This window comes from Mesorhizobium sp. M0106 (genome assembly GCF_040322715.1).
Taxonomy (GTDB): domain Bacteria; phylum Pseudomonadota; class Alphaproteobacteria; order Rhizobiales; family Rhizobiaceae; genus Mesorhizobium.
This window is the reverse complement of record NZ_JAMYUA010000016.1, coordinates 1-13,658: the sequence shown is the minus strand read 5'-3', so window position 1 is coordinate 13,658 and position 13,658 is coordinate 1. Positions and strand designations below refer to the sequence as shown.

Here is a 13,658-nt window from a genome sequence, read left to right as displayed (position 1 = left end):
CACAGCGGACAGACCATGACCAGCCAGATCATTCCCGTCGACCCTTTCGACTTCATCATTTTCGGCGGCACCGGCGACCTGTCGGAACGTAAGCTTCTGCCGTCGCTGTACCACCGGCAGCGCGACCACCAGTTTTCCGAGCCGACGCGCATCATCGGCACATCACGTTCGAAGATGACCGACGAGGAATTCCAGTCGTTCGCCTGGCAGGCGATTGCCGATCATGTGAAACCGGAGGATATCGACGCCACGGAACTGAAGACGTTCCTCGCGCGGCTCTCCTATGTCCCGGCAGATGCAACCACAGGTGCCGGCTTCGACAGGCTGAAGAAGGCGATCGGCGACAGCGAACACATCCGCGCTTTCTATCTGGCTGTGGCGCCGGCGCTGTTCGGCGACATCTCGCACAAGCTGAAGGAGCACGGGCTGATCACGCCGAATTCGCGCATCGTGCTGGAAAAGCCGATCGGCCGCGATCTCGCTTCGGCGCGCGCGCTCAACGACCTGGTCGGCGACGACTTCCATGAAAGCCAGATTTTCCGCATCGACCACTATCTCGGCAAGGAGACGGTCCAGAATTTGATGGCGCTGCGCTTTGCCAACGCGCTCTACGAGCCGCTTTGGAATTCCGCCAATGTCGATCATGTGCAGATCACCGTGGCCGAGACGGTCGGCCTGGAAGACCGCGTCACCTATTACGACAAGGCCGGCGCATTGCGCGACATGGTGCAGAACCACATGCTGCAGCTGCTCTGCCTGGTCGCGATGGAGGCGCCGTCGTCGATGGACGCCGATGCCGTCCGTGACGAAAAGCTGAAGGTGCTGCGGGCGCTGAAGCGCATCAACGGCAACGAAGCGCCGAAGCACACGGTGCGCGGGCAATATCGTGCCGGCGCCTCGGCCGGCGGGCCGGTGAAAGGCTATGTCGAGGAACTCGGCAAGAACAGCAACACCGAGACTTTCGTTGCGCTCAAGGCCGAGATCGGCAACTGGCGCTGGGCGGGCGTGCCGTTCTACCTCCGAACCGGCAAGCGGCTGGCGACCCGCGTTTCGGAGATCGTCATCGAATTCAAGCCGATCCCGCATTCGATCTTCGGCGAGAGCGCCGGGCCGATTTCCGCCAACCAGCTGGTCATCAGGCTGCAGCCCGACGAGGGCGTCAAGCAGTTCATCATGATCAAGGACCCGGGGCCGGGCGGCATGCGACTGCGCCAGATTCCGCTCGACATGAGTTTTGCGCAATCCTTCGACGGCCGCGCCCCCGATGCCTATGAGCGGCTGATCATGGACGTCATCCGTGGCAACCAGACGCTGTTCATGCGCCGCGACGAGGTCGAGGCGGCGTGGAAATGGATCGACCCGATCCAGGACGCCTGGGAGAGCGGCAGGCAAGAGGCGCAAGGCTACACCGCCGGCACATGGGGCCCCTCGGCCTCGATTGCGCTGATCGAACGCGACGGGCGGACATGGCACGAGAGCAACTAGGCGGCGCCTACAACTGGCACGAATTTGCCGGACGCCAGGAGTTGGCGACAGCGCTTGCCGGCCACGTCGCCGGCCGTCTGTCAAAGGCGATCGCCGAGCGCGGCACGGCGCTGCTTGCGGTCTCGGGCGGCACGACGCCGGCGAAATTCTTCGCGGCGCTTTCGACCGTTCCGATCGCCTGGGAAAAGGTGACGATAACATTGGTCGACGAGCGCTTCGTGCCGCCCTCATCGCCGCGCTCCAATGCCGGCCTGGTTGCCGCCAACCTGCTGCAGAACGCGGCCGCCGCCGCGAATTTCGTGCCGCTCTACCACGCCGCGGCAAGTATCGAGGGTGCAGCGGTCTCCGACAGTGAGGCGCTGCAAGTGCTGCCCTGGCCACTCGACGTCGTTGTGCTCGGCATGGGAACTGATGGCCACACCGCCTCGTTCTTTCCGGATGCCGACAACCTGGCAAGATTGCTCGATCCGTCGTCGCAAAGGATCGTGCTTCCGGTTCACGCGGCAAGCGCCGGCGAGCCACGGCTGACGCTGTCACTGGGGCGGATCATCAATGCCGCCTTCATCGCGCTGCATATCGAGGGCGCGGAAAAACGCAGCGCATTCGAGGCCGCGCTTGGAACTGGAACACGAAAGCCCATTCGCGCCGTGCTCGATGCCACTCAAAAGCCCGTAGAGGTTTTCTGGGCACCCTGATCTCAACTTGGCTGCAGGTCCCGGCAACAGCCGGAAGGTGTTTGCGGGACCTCGCCTGAAAGGACCGACCGCCATGACCGCAAGACGCGATATCGAAGCCATCACCCAGCGCATCCGTGAGCGCTCCAAGCCCGGTCGCGAGGCCTATCTCGGCCGCATCGCCGAAGCCTCGAACCGCACCGCCAACCGGGCCGTGCTGTCCTGCGGCAACCTGGCCCACGGCTTTGCCGTCTGCAGCCCTTCTGAAAAGGTGGCGCTTGGCGGCGACCGGGTGCCGAACCTCGGTATCATCACCTCCTATAACGACATGCTGTCGGCACATCAGCCTTTCGAGACGTTTCCGAGGCTGATCAAGGACGCGGCGCGCGAGGCCGGCGGCATCGCCCAGGTGGCCGGCGGCGTGCCGGCGATGTGCGACGGCGTCACCCAGGGCCAGCCCGGAATGGAGCTGTCGCTGTTCTCGCGCGACGTGATCGCCATGGCCGCGGCAATCGGCCTGTCGCACAACATGTTCGATGCCGCCGTCTATCTCGGCGTCTGCGACAAGATCGTGCCGGGGTTGGTGATCGCGGCGCTGACCTTCGGCCATCTGCCGGCGCTCTTCATCCCGGCCGGGCCGATGACGACCGGCATTCCGAACGACGAAAAAGCCAAGATCCGCCAGCTCTATGCCGAGGGCAAGGCGGGACGGGCCGAACTGCTCGAAGCCGAATCAAAATCCTATCACGGGCCGGGAACCTGCACTTTCTACGGTACCGCCAATTCCAACCAGATGCTGATGGAGATCATGGGCCTGCACACGCCTGGCGCTTCCTTCGTCAATCCCGGCACGCCGTTACGCGACGCGCTGACCAGGGAAGCGACGAAGCGGGCGCTGGCGATCACCGCGCTCGGCAACGCCTACACGCCGGTCGGGCGGATGATCGACGAGCGCTCGATCGTCAACGGCATCGTCGGCCTGCACGCCACCGGCGGTTCGACCAACCACACCATCCACCTGATCGCCATGGCAGCGGCGGCCGGCATCGCCATTACCTGGCAGGATATTTCCGACATCTCGGAAGCCGTGCCGCTGCTGGCGCGAGTCTATCCGAACGGCCTTGCCGATGTGAACCACTTCCACGCCGCCGGCGGGCTCGGCTTCCTGATCCGCGAACTGCTCGACGCAGGCATCCTGCACGAGGATGTGCAGACGGTGTGGGGCGAAGGGCTGCGCCCCTACGCGGTCGAGGCCAGGCTCGGCGCCGACGGCGGCGTCGTGCGCGAGGCTTCGCCGCGCGAGAGCGGGGACGAGAAGGTGCTGGCGCCGTTCAAGAAGGCGTTCCAGCCGAGCGGCGGTCTGAAAGTGCTTTCGGGCAATCTCGGCCACGCCGTCATCAAGACATCGGCGGTCAAGCCGGAGCGGCGCGTCATCGAGGCGCCGGCCAAGGTGTTCGACAGCCAGCAAGGCCTGAACGAGGCGTTCAAGGCGGGGTCGCTGACCGGCGACTTCATCGCCGTCATTCGGTTCCAGGGACCGAAGGCCAACGGCATGCCGGAATTGCACAGGCTGACCACCGTGCTCGGCATCTTGCAGGACCGCGGCCAGCATGTGGCGTTGGTCACCGACGGCCGCATGTCGGGCGCTTCAGGCAAGGTGCCAGCGGCGATCCACGTGACGCCGGAAGCGGCGGAGGACGGGCCTATCGCCAGGATCCATGACGGCGATATCATCAGGCTCGACGCCGAGGCCGGGACGCTGGAGGTACTGGTGCCAGCCGGCGATTTCGCACTGCGCCGCCCCGCGGACAGCGATCTCATAGGCAATGAATTCGGCTTCGGCCGCGAGCTTTTCGCCGGGTTCCGGCAGCTGGTGGGACGCGCCGACCATGGCGCCAGCGCCTTCGGTACGGCGTGACTTTTCGACATGGAAGAGCGGCTGGTGGCCGCTCTCCTAAAGCGCGTGGCGTTCGATCGGCCTCACGCGACGCGCTTTTAGGATCTTGTTTTTATGCATGTCGTTATCGCAAAACCGCTGCACACTTTTGCGCGACATGCATTAGATCTACTGAACCGTCAGCTCGGCTCGCGCGCCGGCCCTGACCGTTACCGTGCCTTCCCTCGAGCTGTTGTCCGATTTCTCCGAAACCACCGCGTAGTCGCCGGCCGACAGAGTGGCTTGGTACTTCTGGTCGTAGGCGTAGCCGACCGACTTGCGGGTTCCGTCGATGGCCTTCCTGGCCTCGAATATCTCGATCTTCGAGGCCCCTGGCGCGGTTATCGTCAGCATGCCGGCGTTCATCGCGATCTTCAGATCCTGATGGTCGCCAACCTTGACGCTGAACGGCTGCTCGGCCACCGCAAGGTCGACCGTCGCGACCATTACATAATCGCCGGGCGGCAGATCGAACTTGCTGTCCGGACCGTAGGCATAAGTCACCTCCTGCCTGGTTCCGTCGACGTTCTTTTTCGCCTGGAGCACTTTGAAGCCGATGCCCGAACCCTCGGCCTTGTCGCCGCCGGCAGCATAATGTGCATTGGCGACGATACGCCCGACGCCGACGATGATGTCCTTGTCGATGACCCTGCCGGCGGCAAGCGGGATCGTCTCGATAACCATGCCCTGGCCGATCGTGACCGTCACCTTCTGGTCACCGGCCGGCAGCACGACTTTCGTGTCACCGTAGTAGGTCGGCGGGGTGTCGACGCCGGGATAGCCGATTACGACAGCCGCGCCGTCATCAACGTCCGCTCCTTCGCTTGGCCGCGGGTGGATGACCAGCGTGCCGGCATTCAGGTTGAAGTGCGGTTTGGCGACCTGGCCAGGCTCTATCTTGATCTTCTGTTCGGCCCTGGCCTCGCCGGCACGCGCGACGACGATATAGTCGCCCGGCTCCAGATTGCCCTTGTAGGTGCCATATTCGGTGGTGACGAGATCGCCGCGCGTGCCGTCGGAATTCGCCTTGTAGATCTCCCAGCCATTGCCGTCGGTGACGGGATCGCCACCCTCGGCAAGCACGACGGTGGGCACGAAATTGGACTCCGCCGGCTGGGCGGGCGCCGGCTGGGGAGCAGGCTGCGGGGCGGGAGTCGGTTCAGGGGCGGGTGGCGGAGGCGCAACGGTCTCGACGAGGGCGTCCTGCAATGCCTTTTCATCCGACGCTTCGATATATTTGCCGCCGGTGTTGTCGGCGAGGCAACCGACCTGCTTGCCCTCGGCCGCCGTCAGGCCGAAGCCGACGACATTGACGGTGAAGTCGACGCCAGCAGCCTCTAGTTCCTTGCCGAGCGCACAAGGATCGCCGCTACATGTCTCGATGCCATCGGTGATGAGAACGACCGTCGCCTTGTCCTCGGTGTATTTCAATGCTTCCGCCGCTTGCTTGACCGCAGCGGTCAGCGGCGTCTTGCCCTGAAATTTCAAGCTGTCGGCAGCGGCTGAGATCGCACTTGCCGAGCCTGCCTGCGGTGGCACGATGAGTTCGATGTCGCCGCAACTGGCCTTCTCGCGATGGCCATAGGCCATGAAGCCTATTTCCTCCTCGGCCGGGACCGATTGCAGCACGTTCCGCAGCGATTGACGGGCGATTTCGAGCTTGGGCTTGCCGTCGATCTGCGCCCACATCGAGCCGGAGGCATCGAGAATGACGATGACGCGATCGGCGGCGAAGCCGAACCCCGTCGTCCACAGCAACAGGGCCGCCGCAGCGACGCTCTGCACAAATCCCGCCATCAAAAATCTCCCCCGTCAGTCGCCGCCGCTCGGCGCCGGAAAGCTATTTGACGCCGGGTCGCGACACAAGCCCGGACGGAGTACGAAGCTGCGTCGCCTCTCTGCCAAACCCTCAATAGGCCGTGCGGCGTTCCTCGGAAGGCGGCCGGCCGAATTGCAGCCGGTAGCTCTGGGCAAAATAGGAATGCGAGGTGAAGCCGGTGGCGATTGCCACGTCGAGGATCGGCATGTTGGTCTGGCGCAGCAATTCGCGCGCCCGCTCGAGCCTGAGCCGCATATAATAGCGCCCGGGCGTCACACTGAGATGGCGCAGGAACAGGCGCTCGACCTGGCGCACCGACAGGCCCGCCGACTTGGCGAGCTGCACCGCCGACAGCGGCTCGTCGAGATGGTCGGCCATCAGCTCGACGATGCGGCGCAGCTTCTCCGACTTGCCGGTCAGGTCGCGTTCCGGGCCGACGCGCTGGCGGTCCCCGGCCGAGCGGATGCGCTCATGCTGGAACTGGTTGGCGACGCCATTGGCGAGGCTCGAGCCGAAATCACCGCGCACGATCTCCAGCATCAGGTCGATCGATGTGGTGCCGCCGGCGCAGGTGTAGCGCTTGCGGTCGATCTCGAAGACGTTGCCGGTGCAGTTGATGTCCGGAAAGCGTTCGAGGAAGCCGGCGCGGTTTTCCCAATGGATGGTGCAGCGATAGCCATCGAGCTGGCCTGCTTCGGCAAGCAAATAGGAGCCGACCGAAAGCGCGCCGAGCGCATTGCCGCGCCGGCCCCAACTGCGCAGCGCTGCCAGCACCTTGCTCTTGCCGGGAAATTCCGTCGTCAGCCCGACCGAGACGAACAGGATATCGACCGGCGGCAGATCGGCAACCGCGTAGTCGATCTTGAGCGGCAGGCCGTTGGACGCCATGACGGCGTCGCCGTCGGCCGACACCGTAGTCCAGCCATAGAAATCGCGGCCGAGCAGCCGGTTGGCCGACCGGAACGTGTCGATTGCCGCGGCCAGCGAGAACATGGAGAACTTGTCGACCAACAGAAACCCGAACTGCCGCCCGCCCTGAACGGGATCATTGGTGACCGGCCGTTCTAAGGGAACAGTGAGGTTCGGCAAGGACGCTGCTTTCTGGTCAGAAGGAAGGCCGTTTCAATCCGGCTGCGAGATAGGCGGAAGCTAGCGTGTTGGCCATCAGCATGGCAATGGTCATCGGTCCGACGCCGCCAGGCACCGGCGTGATGGCGCCGGCCGCCTTCGCTGCTTCGGCAAAGGCGACGTCGCCGACGAGGCGCGTCTTGCCTTCGCCCTTTTCAGGTGCGGCGACGCGGTTGATGCCGACATCGATGACGGTGGCGCCAGGCTTGACCCAGTCGCCGCGGACCATTTCAGACCGGCCGACGGCGGCGACCAGAATATCGGCGGTGCGGGCAAGCGCCGGCAGGTCCCTGGTCCGGCTGTGTGCGATGGTGACGGTGCAATTGGCGGCAAGCAGAAGATTGGCCATCGGTTTGCCGACGATGTTCGAACGCCCGACGACGACCGCATTGAGACCGGACAGGTCCTTGCCGCGCACGCGTTCGATCAGCAGCATCGAGCCGGCCGGCGTGCAAGGCACGAAGGCGGTCTCGAGTTCGCCGGTGCCGAGCTTGCCGACATTGATGAAGTGGAAGCCGTCGACATCCTTCTCCGGCGCGATGGTCTGGATGATCTTGCCGGAATCGATATGGCCGGGAAGCGGAAGCTGCACGAGGATGCCGTTGATGGCCGGATCGGCGTTGAGCTGGCCGATGATCTTCAACAGGTCCGGCTCGGAGGTTTCGGCCGGCAGCGTGTGCTGAACCGAATGGAAGCCGCATTCCTTGGCGGTGCGGGATTTGGAGGCGACATAGACCTGGCTCGCCGGATCCTCGCCGACGATGACCACGGCGAGACCGGGCTGCCGTCCGACCTTTTCCGCCAGTTCGGCGGTCAGGGCCTTGACCCGCCGCACCACGTCTTCGGCGACGCTTTTTCCGTCAATCAACTCAGCCATGAACCACCCTCGACGCCTATCCCGTAAGCCTGCCGCGTTAAAACATCCATGCGGCGCGCTCCAGATATCTTTTATGCAGGCCGTTGCCCAGAACCATGCGCTGCGGGCAGACATGCAGCGCGGCATTTTCACGAAAATCGAGCCGGGCAATCCCGTCAATGCGCCGTCCCATGCCGTTAACTCGAAACCGGCATGTTTTATTCGACGCTCAGAAATAGCGGCGATGCGTGCGGTTTTCGGTGAGCTCGCGAACGACCTCGCGGAATTCGCGCAGGCTGGCGCGGATTTCCTCGATCTGGCTTTGCTGATCGGCGGCTTCCGAGGCCTGATTTGCCTTCCTCGACCAGGCCTGAGTACGGGCCGAATGCGGCGGCGTGGGTTGCTGCGGATAAAGTGCCCGACCGGCATAGAGCGGCTGCGGGTCGAACGCAGGCGGCATCGCTGCGGTGGAATTTGTCGCGGCGGAAATCTTACCGGACGCCATCTCCTCCGGCGCTCTGCCAGGCATGAGCCGGCTCAGCGCCGACAACACGGCACCGATCGGACCAGGACGTTTGGTGCGCGCGATCTCGACCGGCTGAGCGGGAGGCGGCGCTGCCCGGTATGCTGCGTGATCCGCGGAACCGGCATCGGGGCCGCCAAGGGAGCCAGCGGGGTCGAAAAACCCATCGGCAGCTGCAGCCTCTTCCATCAGTATGGTGCCGGCCTTTGGCTCATCAGGATCGGGCTGGCTTATGCCGGAGGCTGCCAACAGGATCGGACTGGCACGCGCTTCGCGGCGCGAGCGGGCAAGACGATGGCGTGTGGCGGCATCCTCGCGCCATGACGGGCCTGCGCGGTCCTCTAGCGAAACCAGCGATGCTTCGTCCTCGCCGCGCACCGCCTCGACGAGCGACAGCAAGGACTGCTCGTTCCTCCAGTGTTCACGATTTTTCCTATAAGCCATGGTTTCTGGAGCCTTCCCCTCGGGCTGGGACGTAGCGACCGCCACCGGTTAAGCGATGCTAAACAGGCATAGGAAATAAAAGGTTAATTTGGTCGCCGCGCGGCTGCGCAACTACATGCGCATCCCAACCGTAAGGTCGGGGTTTCCGCCTGATCACGGTCCCAACAGGGCTTCCCCGCCCTGCCGCGAACGTCTATGGGGAAGCCATCTCTATGGGAGGCTTTCGATGACGATCAGGCTTGTTCTCGCCGGTTGCGGCAATATGGGCTACGCCATGCTCTCGGGCTGGCTGAAAGCCGGCAAGCTGGCTCCGGCGGTGGTGTTCGTGGTCGAGCCCAATGCCGAGTTGCGCAAGCGTGCCGAAGCACTGGGCTGCGCTGCTGCCGCGGATGCCGGCGCCATCCCGGCGGACGCCGTGCCGACCGTCGTCGTCATTGCGGTGAAGCCGCAGGTGATCCGCGACGTGACGGCTGGCTACATCCGCTTCAACGATGGCCGGACCACCTTCCTCAGCATCGCCGCCGGAACGCCGGTGGCCACGTTTGAAGGTATTCTCGGCGACCGCGCGCCGATCGTGCGCTGCATGCCCAACACGCCGGCGGCGATCGGCAAGGGCATGATGGTGGTGTTTTCCAACAGGCTGGTTTCCGACGAGACTAAACGCTTCGTCGCCGACCTGCTTTCGGCAAGCGGGCAGGTGGCCGATATCGACGACGAGGCCCTGATGGATGCGGTGACGGCAGTCTCCGGGTCGGGGCCGGCGTATATCTTCCATTTCATCGAAGCGCTGACCGTGGCCGCCGAGAAAGCCGGCCTGCCGACCGGGACTGCCAAGCTCTTGGCCATGCAGACGGTCTACGGCGCCGCATCGCTGGCCGCCGAAAGCGGCGAGGAGCCGGGCGTGCTCAGGCAGCAGGTGACCAGCCCCAACGGCACCACGGCTGCGGCCCTTGCAGTACTGATGGGCGAGGACCGGCTGACGCGCCTGCTCACCGAGGCGGTGGAAGCGGCGCGGCTGCGGTCTATAGAGCTGGGGAAGTAACAGCCGGTTGCGGATTACACGAGGTCGGTATGCGAAAAGTCGTTGCCCTTGTAGAGCAGTGCGGAGCCGTGACTTTTTGCGCAGGCATAAGAAAGGCAGTCGGCTAAGTTGAGCTGGGCGGGATGTCCGCGCCCCTTTCCGTAGTCTGAAAACGCCTGGATCGCGAGCTTGGCATCGCTGGCGTCGATCGGCACAATTTCGATTTCGGCCTCGCGAAGAAACGCCTCTATCGCATCTCCGGCGACAACCGGCGGCACGGCAAGCATCGTCGAAAGCCGCATCGCCGCTTCAAGCACCACCAACGCCGAAGTTATTCTCGCGGGCGCTGCCTCAATGCGGTTACTCAACTCGCCGGCATCCTCTTCGCCTGAAAGAATCGCGACAACCACGGAGGTGTCGATGAACATCAGGAATGGCCCCACATCTCATCGATCTCATCCTTCGTCACAGCCCGACCACCTTGGCCTGCCTTGGCCTTGAAGTCGTTGGCAATGGCAGCAAGCCGCTCAGCCAGGGGAATGCGTCCGCTCTCCCGCTTCAACTCGGATTCAAGCGCTTCGATGACCGCTTCGGTCATCGAAATCTTGCGTTTGGCAGCAAGCTCTCGCGCCAGTTCGCGTGCGCGCGGGTCCCTGATCTGAAGATTCATGTGATCGCCTCCGCCTTCATCGTCAATACAATATAGAGAGTTGTAATGACAATGCCAGTGGGCCCGGCCAAAGGCCACCGCGACAGCTCACCGGTCGACAGCGTCACGCCCATACAGCATCTCGTCCTGCAGCCGGCGCAAGGCGAACAGCCTGGTCGTCGGGTCGGGCGCGGCATTGTCGGCGGTGAGCAATTCGCCTTTCCTCACCGGTTTCAGCACCTTGCCGCCTTCGAGCAGACCGACCGGCACGGCGCGATGGGCGCGGGCCTGTTCGACGGTCATGGTCCAGGAGCGGTAGCAGGTCTCGCCGATCGCATCGAAAACCTCGCCTGCCGCCAGATCGCGCTTGGCCACGGCGCAGACCTCGGCCACCGGCCGCGGCAGCGGCACCATGTCGGGCTTGCCGTAAAGCGCGATGCGAGCCGCCGTCAGCGGCACTTCCAGCGAGGTCAGATGGTAGGGCCTGAAGAAGCTGTAATAGGGGCCGTGGCCGATATGCAGATCGTCCATGCGCTCGATGATGCGCGGATGGGTCGCCTCGACGATTACGAAGACGCCGGGCGCCACGCCCTTGCCGACGGTGTAGTCGACGACGCCCTTCTTCGACAGAATGCCGCCCTGCTCGCGCGGGATCAGCACCTTGACCAGCTCGTCGCGATCGGCCTTGGGGCCGTGCATGCCGGGAACGTCGGGCACCAGCCCGGTGGCGTTGGCAATGGCGCACATCTCGACCATGGTTTTCGAGCCGTCGACGAACTCGACCAGCATGCGCGGATTCATGTTGCGGCGCAGCGCCTCCTCGCGGTAGTCGTCGGGAACGGCGTCGTGGTTGAGAGGGTTGTTCTTGCCCTTGCCGGCGGAGACGATGGTGTAGCCGAGCGCCGAGGCGAACTCGATCAGCTCCATGCAGCTCGACGGCTCGTCGCCGGCGCCGACCGAATAGACGACGCCGAGCCGGTCGGCCTGCTGCTTCAGATAGCAGCCGATGGTGACGTCGGCCTCGACATTCATCATCACCAGGTGCTTGCCGTGCTGCATCGCCATCAGGTCGAAATCGGCGGCGACGCCGGGCTTGCCGGTGGCATCGATGACGACATCGATAAGCGGATTGGTGACCAGCATTTCGTTCGAGGTGACGGCGATCTTGCCGCTTTCGATCGCCTGGCTGACCTTCGAAGTGCTGTCCGCTTCGGCTGCCATCGCCTGGTCGCCATAAGCAATGCGGATGGCGTCACGCGCCGTATGCGGGCGGCGCGTCGAGATCGCGCAAACCGAAATGCCCGGCATCAGCATGCCTTGCGTCACCAGGTCGGTGCCCATCTCGCCAGAACCGATAACGCCGATGCGCACCGGGCGGCCTTCCGCGACACGCTTGGCAAGATCGCGGGCAAGCCCGGTCAAGGCGACATTGGTCATACTGGAACGTCCACTGCTTTTTGATTTGAAGCGGGAATAGCAGGGAACGGCAACCCATTGCCAATCGAAACCGGCCGCGGCGGTCTTTTCTTGCGCATGACCCCGGAAACCAGAATTGTTCCTATGAAGACATGCACCCGGCCGAAGGACTAACGAGGGTCCTGTGGCGCCAAAGGCCCGCATTGAAGCGGCGCAACGGGCCGTTAAGCCCGGATGGATCGCAGCCAAGAAATGTACGGAAATTCTTAGTCATTCTTTTATGCAATCCTGCTTTAATAGGGAAATGGACTGGCGTGCCCGCATTTTTAAGTGTTTTTTCCGCGCTATGCGACCGATCGGCGAGAGCGGCAACGTTGCTACTATTTTTGCTCTGTCTTTGCCGATTGTCGTCGGCGGTGCGGGCCTCGGTATCGAGACTTCCTATTGGTATTACAGCAGCCTGAAGCTACAAGCGGTGGCGGATGCGGCGGCCTATGCTGGCGCTTTGGAAAAGGTTTCGGGATCCGACACGCCAAAGATTGTCTCCGCAGCGACAGCGTCAGCGACCACGAACGGCTGGGGACCGTCAGCAGGTACAATAGAGGTCTTCTCGCCTCCGTCAGCCGGTCCAAATGTCGGAAAAAAGGCGGTTGAGGTAGTCGTTCATCAGAACCTCGATCGGTTCTTTACGTCGATATTCACGCAAAACGCAGTTGGCGCACAAGCAAGGGCGGTGGCTCTTATTACGGATGCTTCAAAAGCCTGCATTTTGACGGTCGATCCTTCCGCTTCGAAAGCGGCGCTCTTTTCCGGCAGTTCGACCACAAAACTGACAGGCTGCTCCGTCATGTCGAATTCGATAGCTCCGGACGCCATCAAACTTCAGGGATCTGCAAGCCTTGATGTCGATTGCCTGATATCGGCAGGCGGTGTTTCGTTGAGCAACGTCGTGAAGACCGTTTGCGCCAGCCTGATAACTCAGGCGCTGCCCGCTGCTGATCCTTTTGCCGACCTGCCGGCGCCGCCGGCCACGAACCCTTGTCAAAACGGCAATCAGTCAACCTTGCAACCTGGAACATACTGCAAGGGGCTCAGCTTGAGCGGCAATGTAACCCTCTCGCCCGGGATATACGTCATTGAGGGAGGCGATTTCAAAGCGAGCTCGAATGCAAATATTTCCGGCGAGGGCGTCGTCATTTATCTGGCCGATACCTCCGGCGTTAGCATGAACGGCACGGCGACCGTCAAGCTCAGCGCACCGACGTCGGGCACCTATTCAGGTGTGCTGTTCTATGGCGACAGAGCCAACCTGGCGGGATCCAACACGTTTAATGGCACGGCGGATTCGCTATTGACCGGCGCTCTGTATTTTCCAACACAGGGCGTCAATTATCTCGGCAATTTCTCGGGCAAGGGTGGTTGCACGCAGGTCGTCGCAAGTACCGTGCAATGGTCCGGCAACGCAAACATCATTCAGGATTGCACGAGCCTTGGAATGCGAGACATTCCGGCCACGCAAACCGTTCAGCTTGTCGAGTAGTTTTCGTGGATCGGCTACAAGTCCGGATGTTCCGGAGTGATTCGGGTGTTGCCGCGGTAGAGTTTGCGCTGGTTCTGCCCGCCCTTTGCCTGGTACTTCTTGGCATCATCGACGGCTGGTCTTTTGTCTCGAGCGCATTGTCGATGCGTGCAGGCGTCAAAACCGCG

General features: G+C 63.1%; 14 protein-coding genes. 6 read left to right on the top strand and 8 right to left on the bottom strand.

Features of this window, described 5'->3' with window-relative positions:
* Window positions 1-15 precede the first annotated feature (15 nt).
* The 3 genes from zwf (at window position 16) to edd (ending at window position 4,077) form a co-directional block, all read left to right on the top strand.
* Window positions 16-1,485, top strand: a complete 1,470-nt coding sequence (gene zwf / locus NKJ55_RS17140) for a glucose-6-phosphate dehydrogenase (RefSeq protein ID WP_352450921.1) — start codon at window positions 16-18, stop codon at window positions 1,483-1,485.
* The gene (pgl, locus tag NKJ55_RS17135) at window positions 1,467-2,180 is read left to right on the top strand and encodes a 6-phosphogluconolactonase (protein ID WP_352450920.1); all 714 of its coding nucleotides are present in this window, start codon (window positions 1,467-1,469) and stop codon (window positions 2,178-2,180) included. Before zwf ends, pgl begins: the two co-directional genes overlap by 19 nt.
* Before the next feature lie 73 nt (window positions 2,181-2,253).
* Window positions 2,254-4,077 carry a phosphogluconate dehydratase gene (gene edd, locus NKJ55_RS17130; RefSeq protein WP_352450919.1) on the top strand — a complete coding sequence of 608 codons (1,824 nt, stop codon included), beginning with the start codon at window positions 2,254-2,256 and terminating at the stop codon, window positions 4,075-4,077.
* A gap of 147 nt (window positions 4,078-4,224) precedes the next feature.
* Here the strand turns inward: edd and NKJ55_RS17125 are convergent, their stop codons facing one another.
* The 5 genes from NKJ55_RS17125 to NKJ55_RS17105 form a co-directional block, all read right to left on the bottom strand.
* Window positions 4,225-5,892 carry a vWA domain-containing protein gene (locus NKJ55_RS17125; RefSeq protein WP_352450918.1) on the bottom strand — a complete coding sequence of 556 codons (1,668 nt, stop codon included), beginning with the start codon at window positions 5,890-5,892 and terminating at the stop codon, window positions 4,225-4,227.
* A 112-nt stretch (window positions 5,893-6,004) separates the two neighbouring features.
* A complete protein-coding gene (locus NKJ55_RS17120) occupies window positions 6,005-7,003 on the bottom strand; it encodes a GlxA family transcriptional regulator (protein WP_023677433.1) in 999 nt (332 codons plus the stop codon).
* 16 nt (window positions 7,004-7,019) lie between these two features.
* The gene (gene folD / locus NKJ55_RS17115; protein WP_352450917.1) at window positions 7,020-7,919 is read right to left on the bottom strand and encodes a bifunctional methylenetetrahydrofolate dehydrogenase/methenyltetrahydrofolate cyclohydrolase FolD; all 900 of its coding nucleotides are present in this window, start codon (window positions 7,917-7,919) and stop codon (window positions 7,020-7,022) included.
* Between the two features lie 37 nt (window positions 7,920-7,956).
* Window positions 7,957-8,091, bottom strand: coding sequence for a hypothetical protein (locus NKJ55_RS17110; protein WP_352450916.1), 135 nt, complete (start codon window positions 8,089-8,091; stop codon window positions 7,957-7,959).
* 36 nt (window positions 8,092-8,127) lie between these two features.
* Window positions 8,128-8,865 (bottom strand): hypothetical protein, encoded by a 738-nt coding sequence (locus NKJ55_RS17105; RefSeq protein WP_352450915.1) that lies wholly within the window; start codon window positions 8,863-8,865, stop codon window positions 8,128-8,130.
* Window positions 8,866-9,091: 226 nt separating this feature from the next.
* Here NKJ55_RS17105 and proC point away from each other — a divergent pair, with 226 nt between their 5' ends.
* Window positions 9,092-9,907, top strand: coding sequence for a pyrroline-5-carboxylate reductase (gene proC / locus NKJ55_RS17100; RefSeq protein ID WP_352450914.1), 816 nt, complete (start codon window positions 9,092-9,094; stop codon window positions 9,905-9,907).
* A gap of 14 nt (window positions 9,908-9,921) precedes the next feature.
* Here the strand turns inward: proC and NKJ55_RS17095 are convergent, their stop codons facing one another.
* From NKJ55_RS17095 to NKJ55_RS17085, 3 genes are all read right to left on the bottom strand, one after another.
* The gene (locus tag NKJ55_RS17095; protein WP_352450913.1) at window positions 9,922-10,314 is read right to left on the bottom strand and encodes a type II toxin-antitoxin system VapC family toxin; all 393 of its coding nucleotides are present in this window, start codon (window positions 10,312-10,314) and stop codon (window positions 9,922-9,924) included.
* On the bottom strand, window positions 10,314-10,556 hold the full coding sequence (locus tag NKJ55_RS17090; RefSeq protein ID WP_023677427.1) for a type II toxin-antitoxin system VapB family antitoxin: 243 nt from the start codon (window positions 10,554-10,556) through the stop codon (window positions 10,314-10,316). The genes NKJ55_RS17095 and NKJ55_RS17090 overlap by 1 nt, the downstream gene beginning before the upstream one ends.
* Window positions 10,557-10,643: 87 nt before the next feature.
* The gene (locus NKJ55_RS17085) at window positions 10,644-11,972 is read right to left on the bottom strand and encodes an NAD(P)H-dependent oxidoreductase (RefSeq protein WP_352450912.1); all 1,329 of its coding nucleotides are present in this window, start codon (window positions 11,970-11,972) and stop codon (window positions 10,644-10,646) included.
* Between the two features lie 163 nt (window positions 11,973-12,135).
* On the opposite strand from NKJ55_RS17085, the gene NKJ55_RS17080 reads away from it, so the two are divergent.
* Window positions 12,136-13,491, top strand: a complete 1,356-nt coding sequence (locus NKJ55_RS17080; RefSeq protein ID WP_352450911.1) for a pilus assembly protein TadG-related protein — start codon at window positions 12,136-12,138, stop codon at window positions 13,489-13,491.
* A partial coding sequence (locus NKJ55_RS17075; protein WP_352450910.1) for a TadE/TadG family type IV pilus assembly protein occupies window positions 13,401-13,658 on the top strand: 258 nt, incomplete at its 3' end. The genes NKJ55_RS17080 and NKJ55_RS17075, both read left to right, overlap by 91 nt.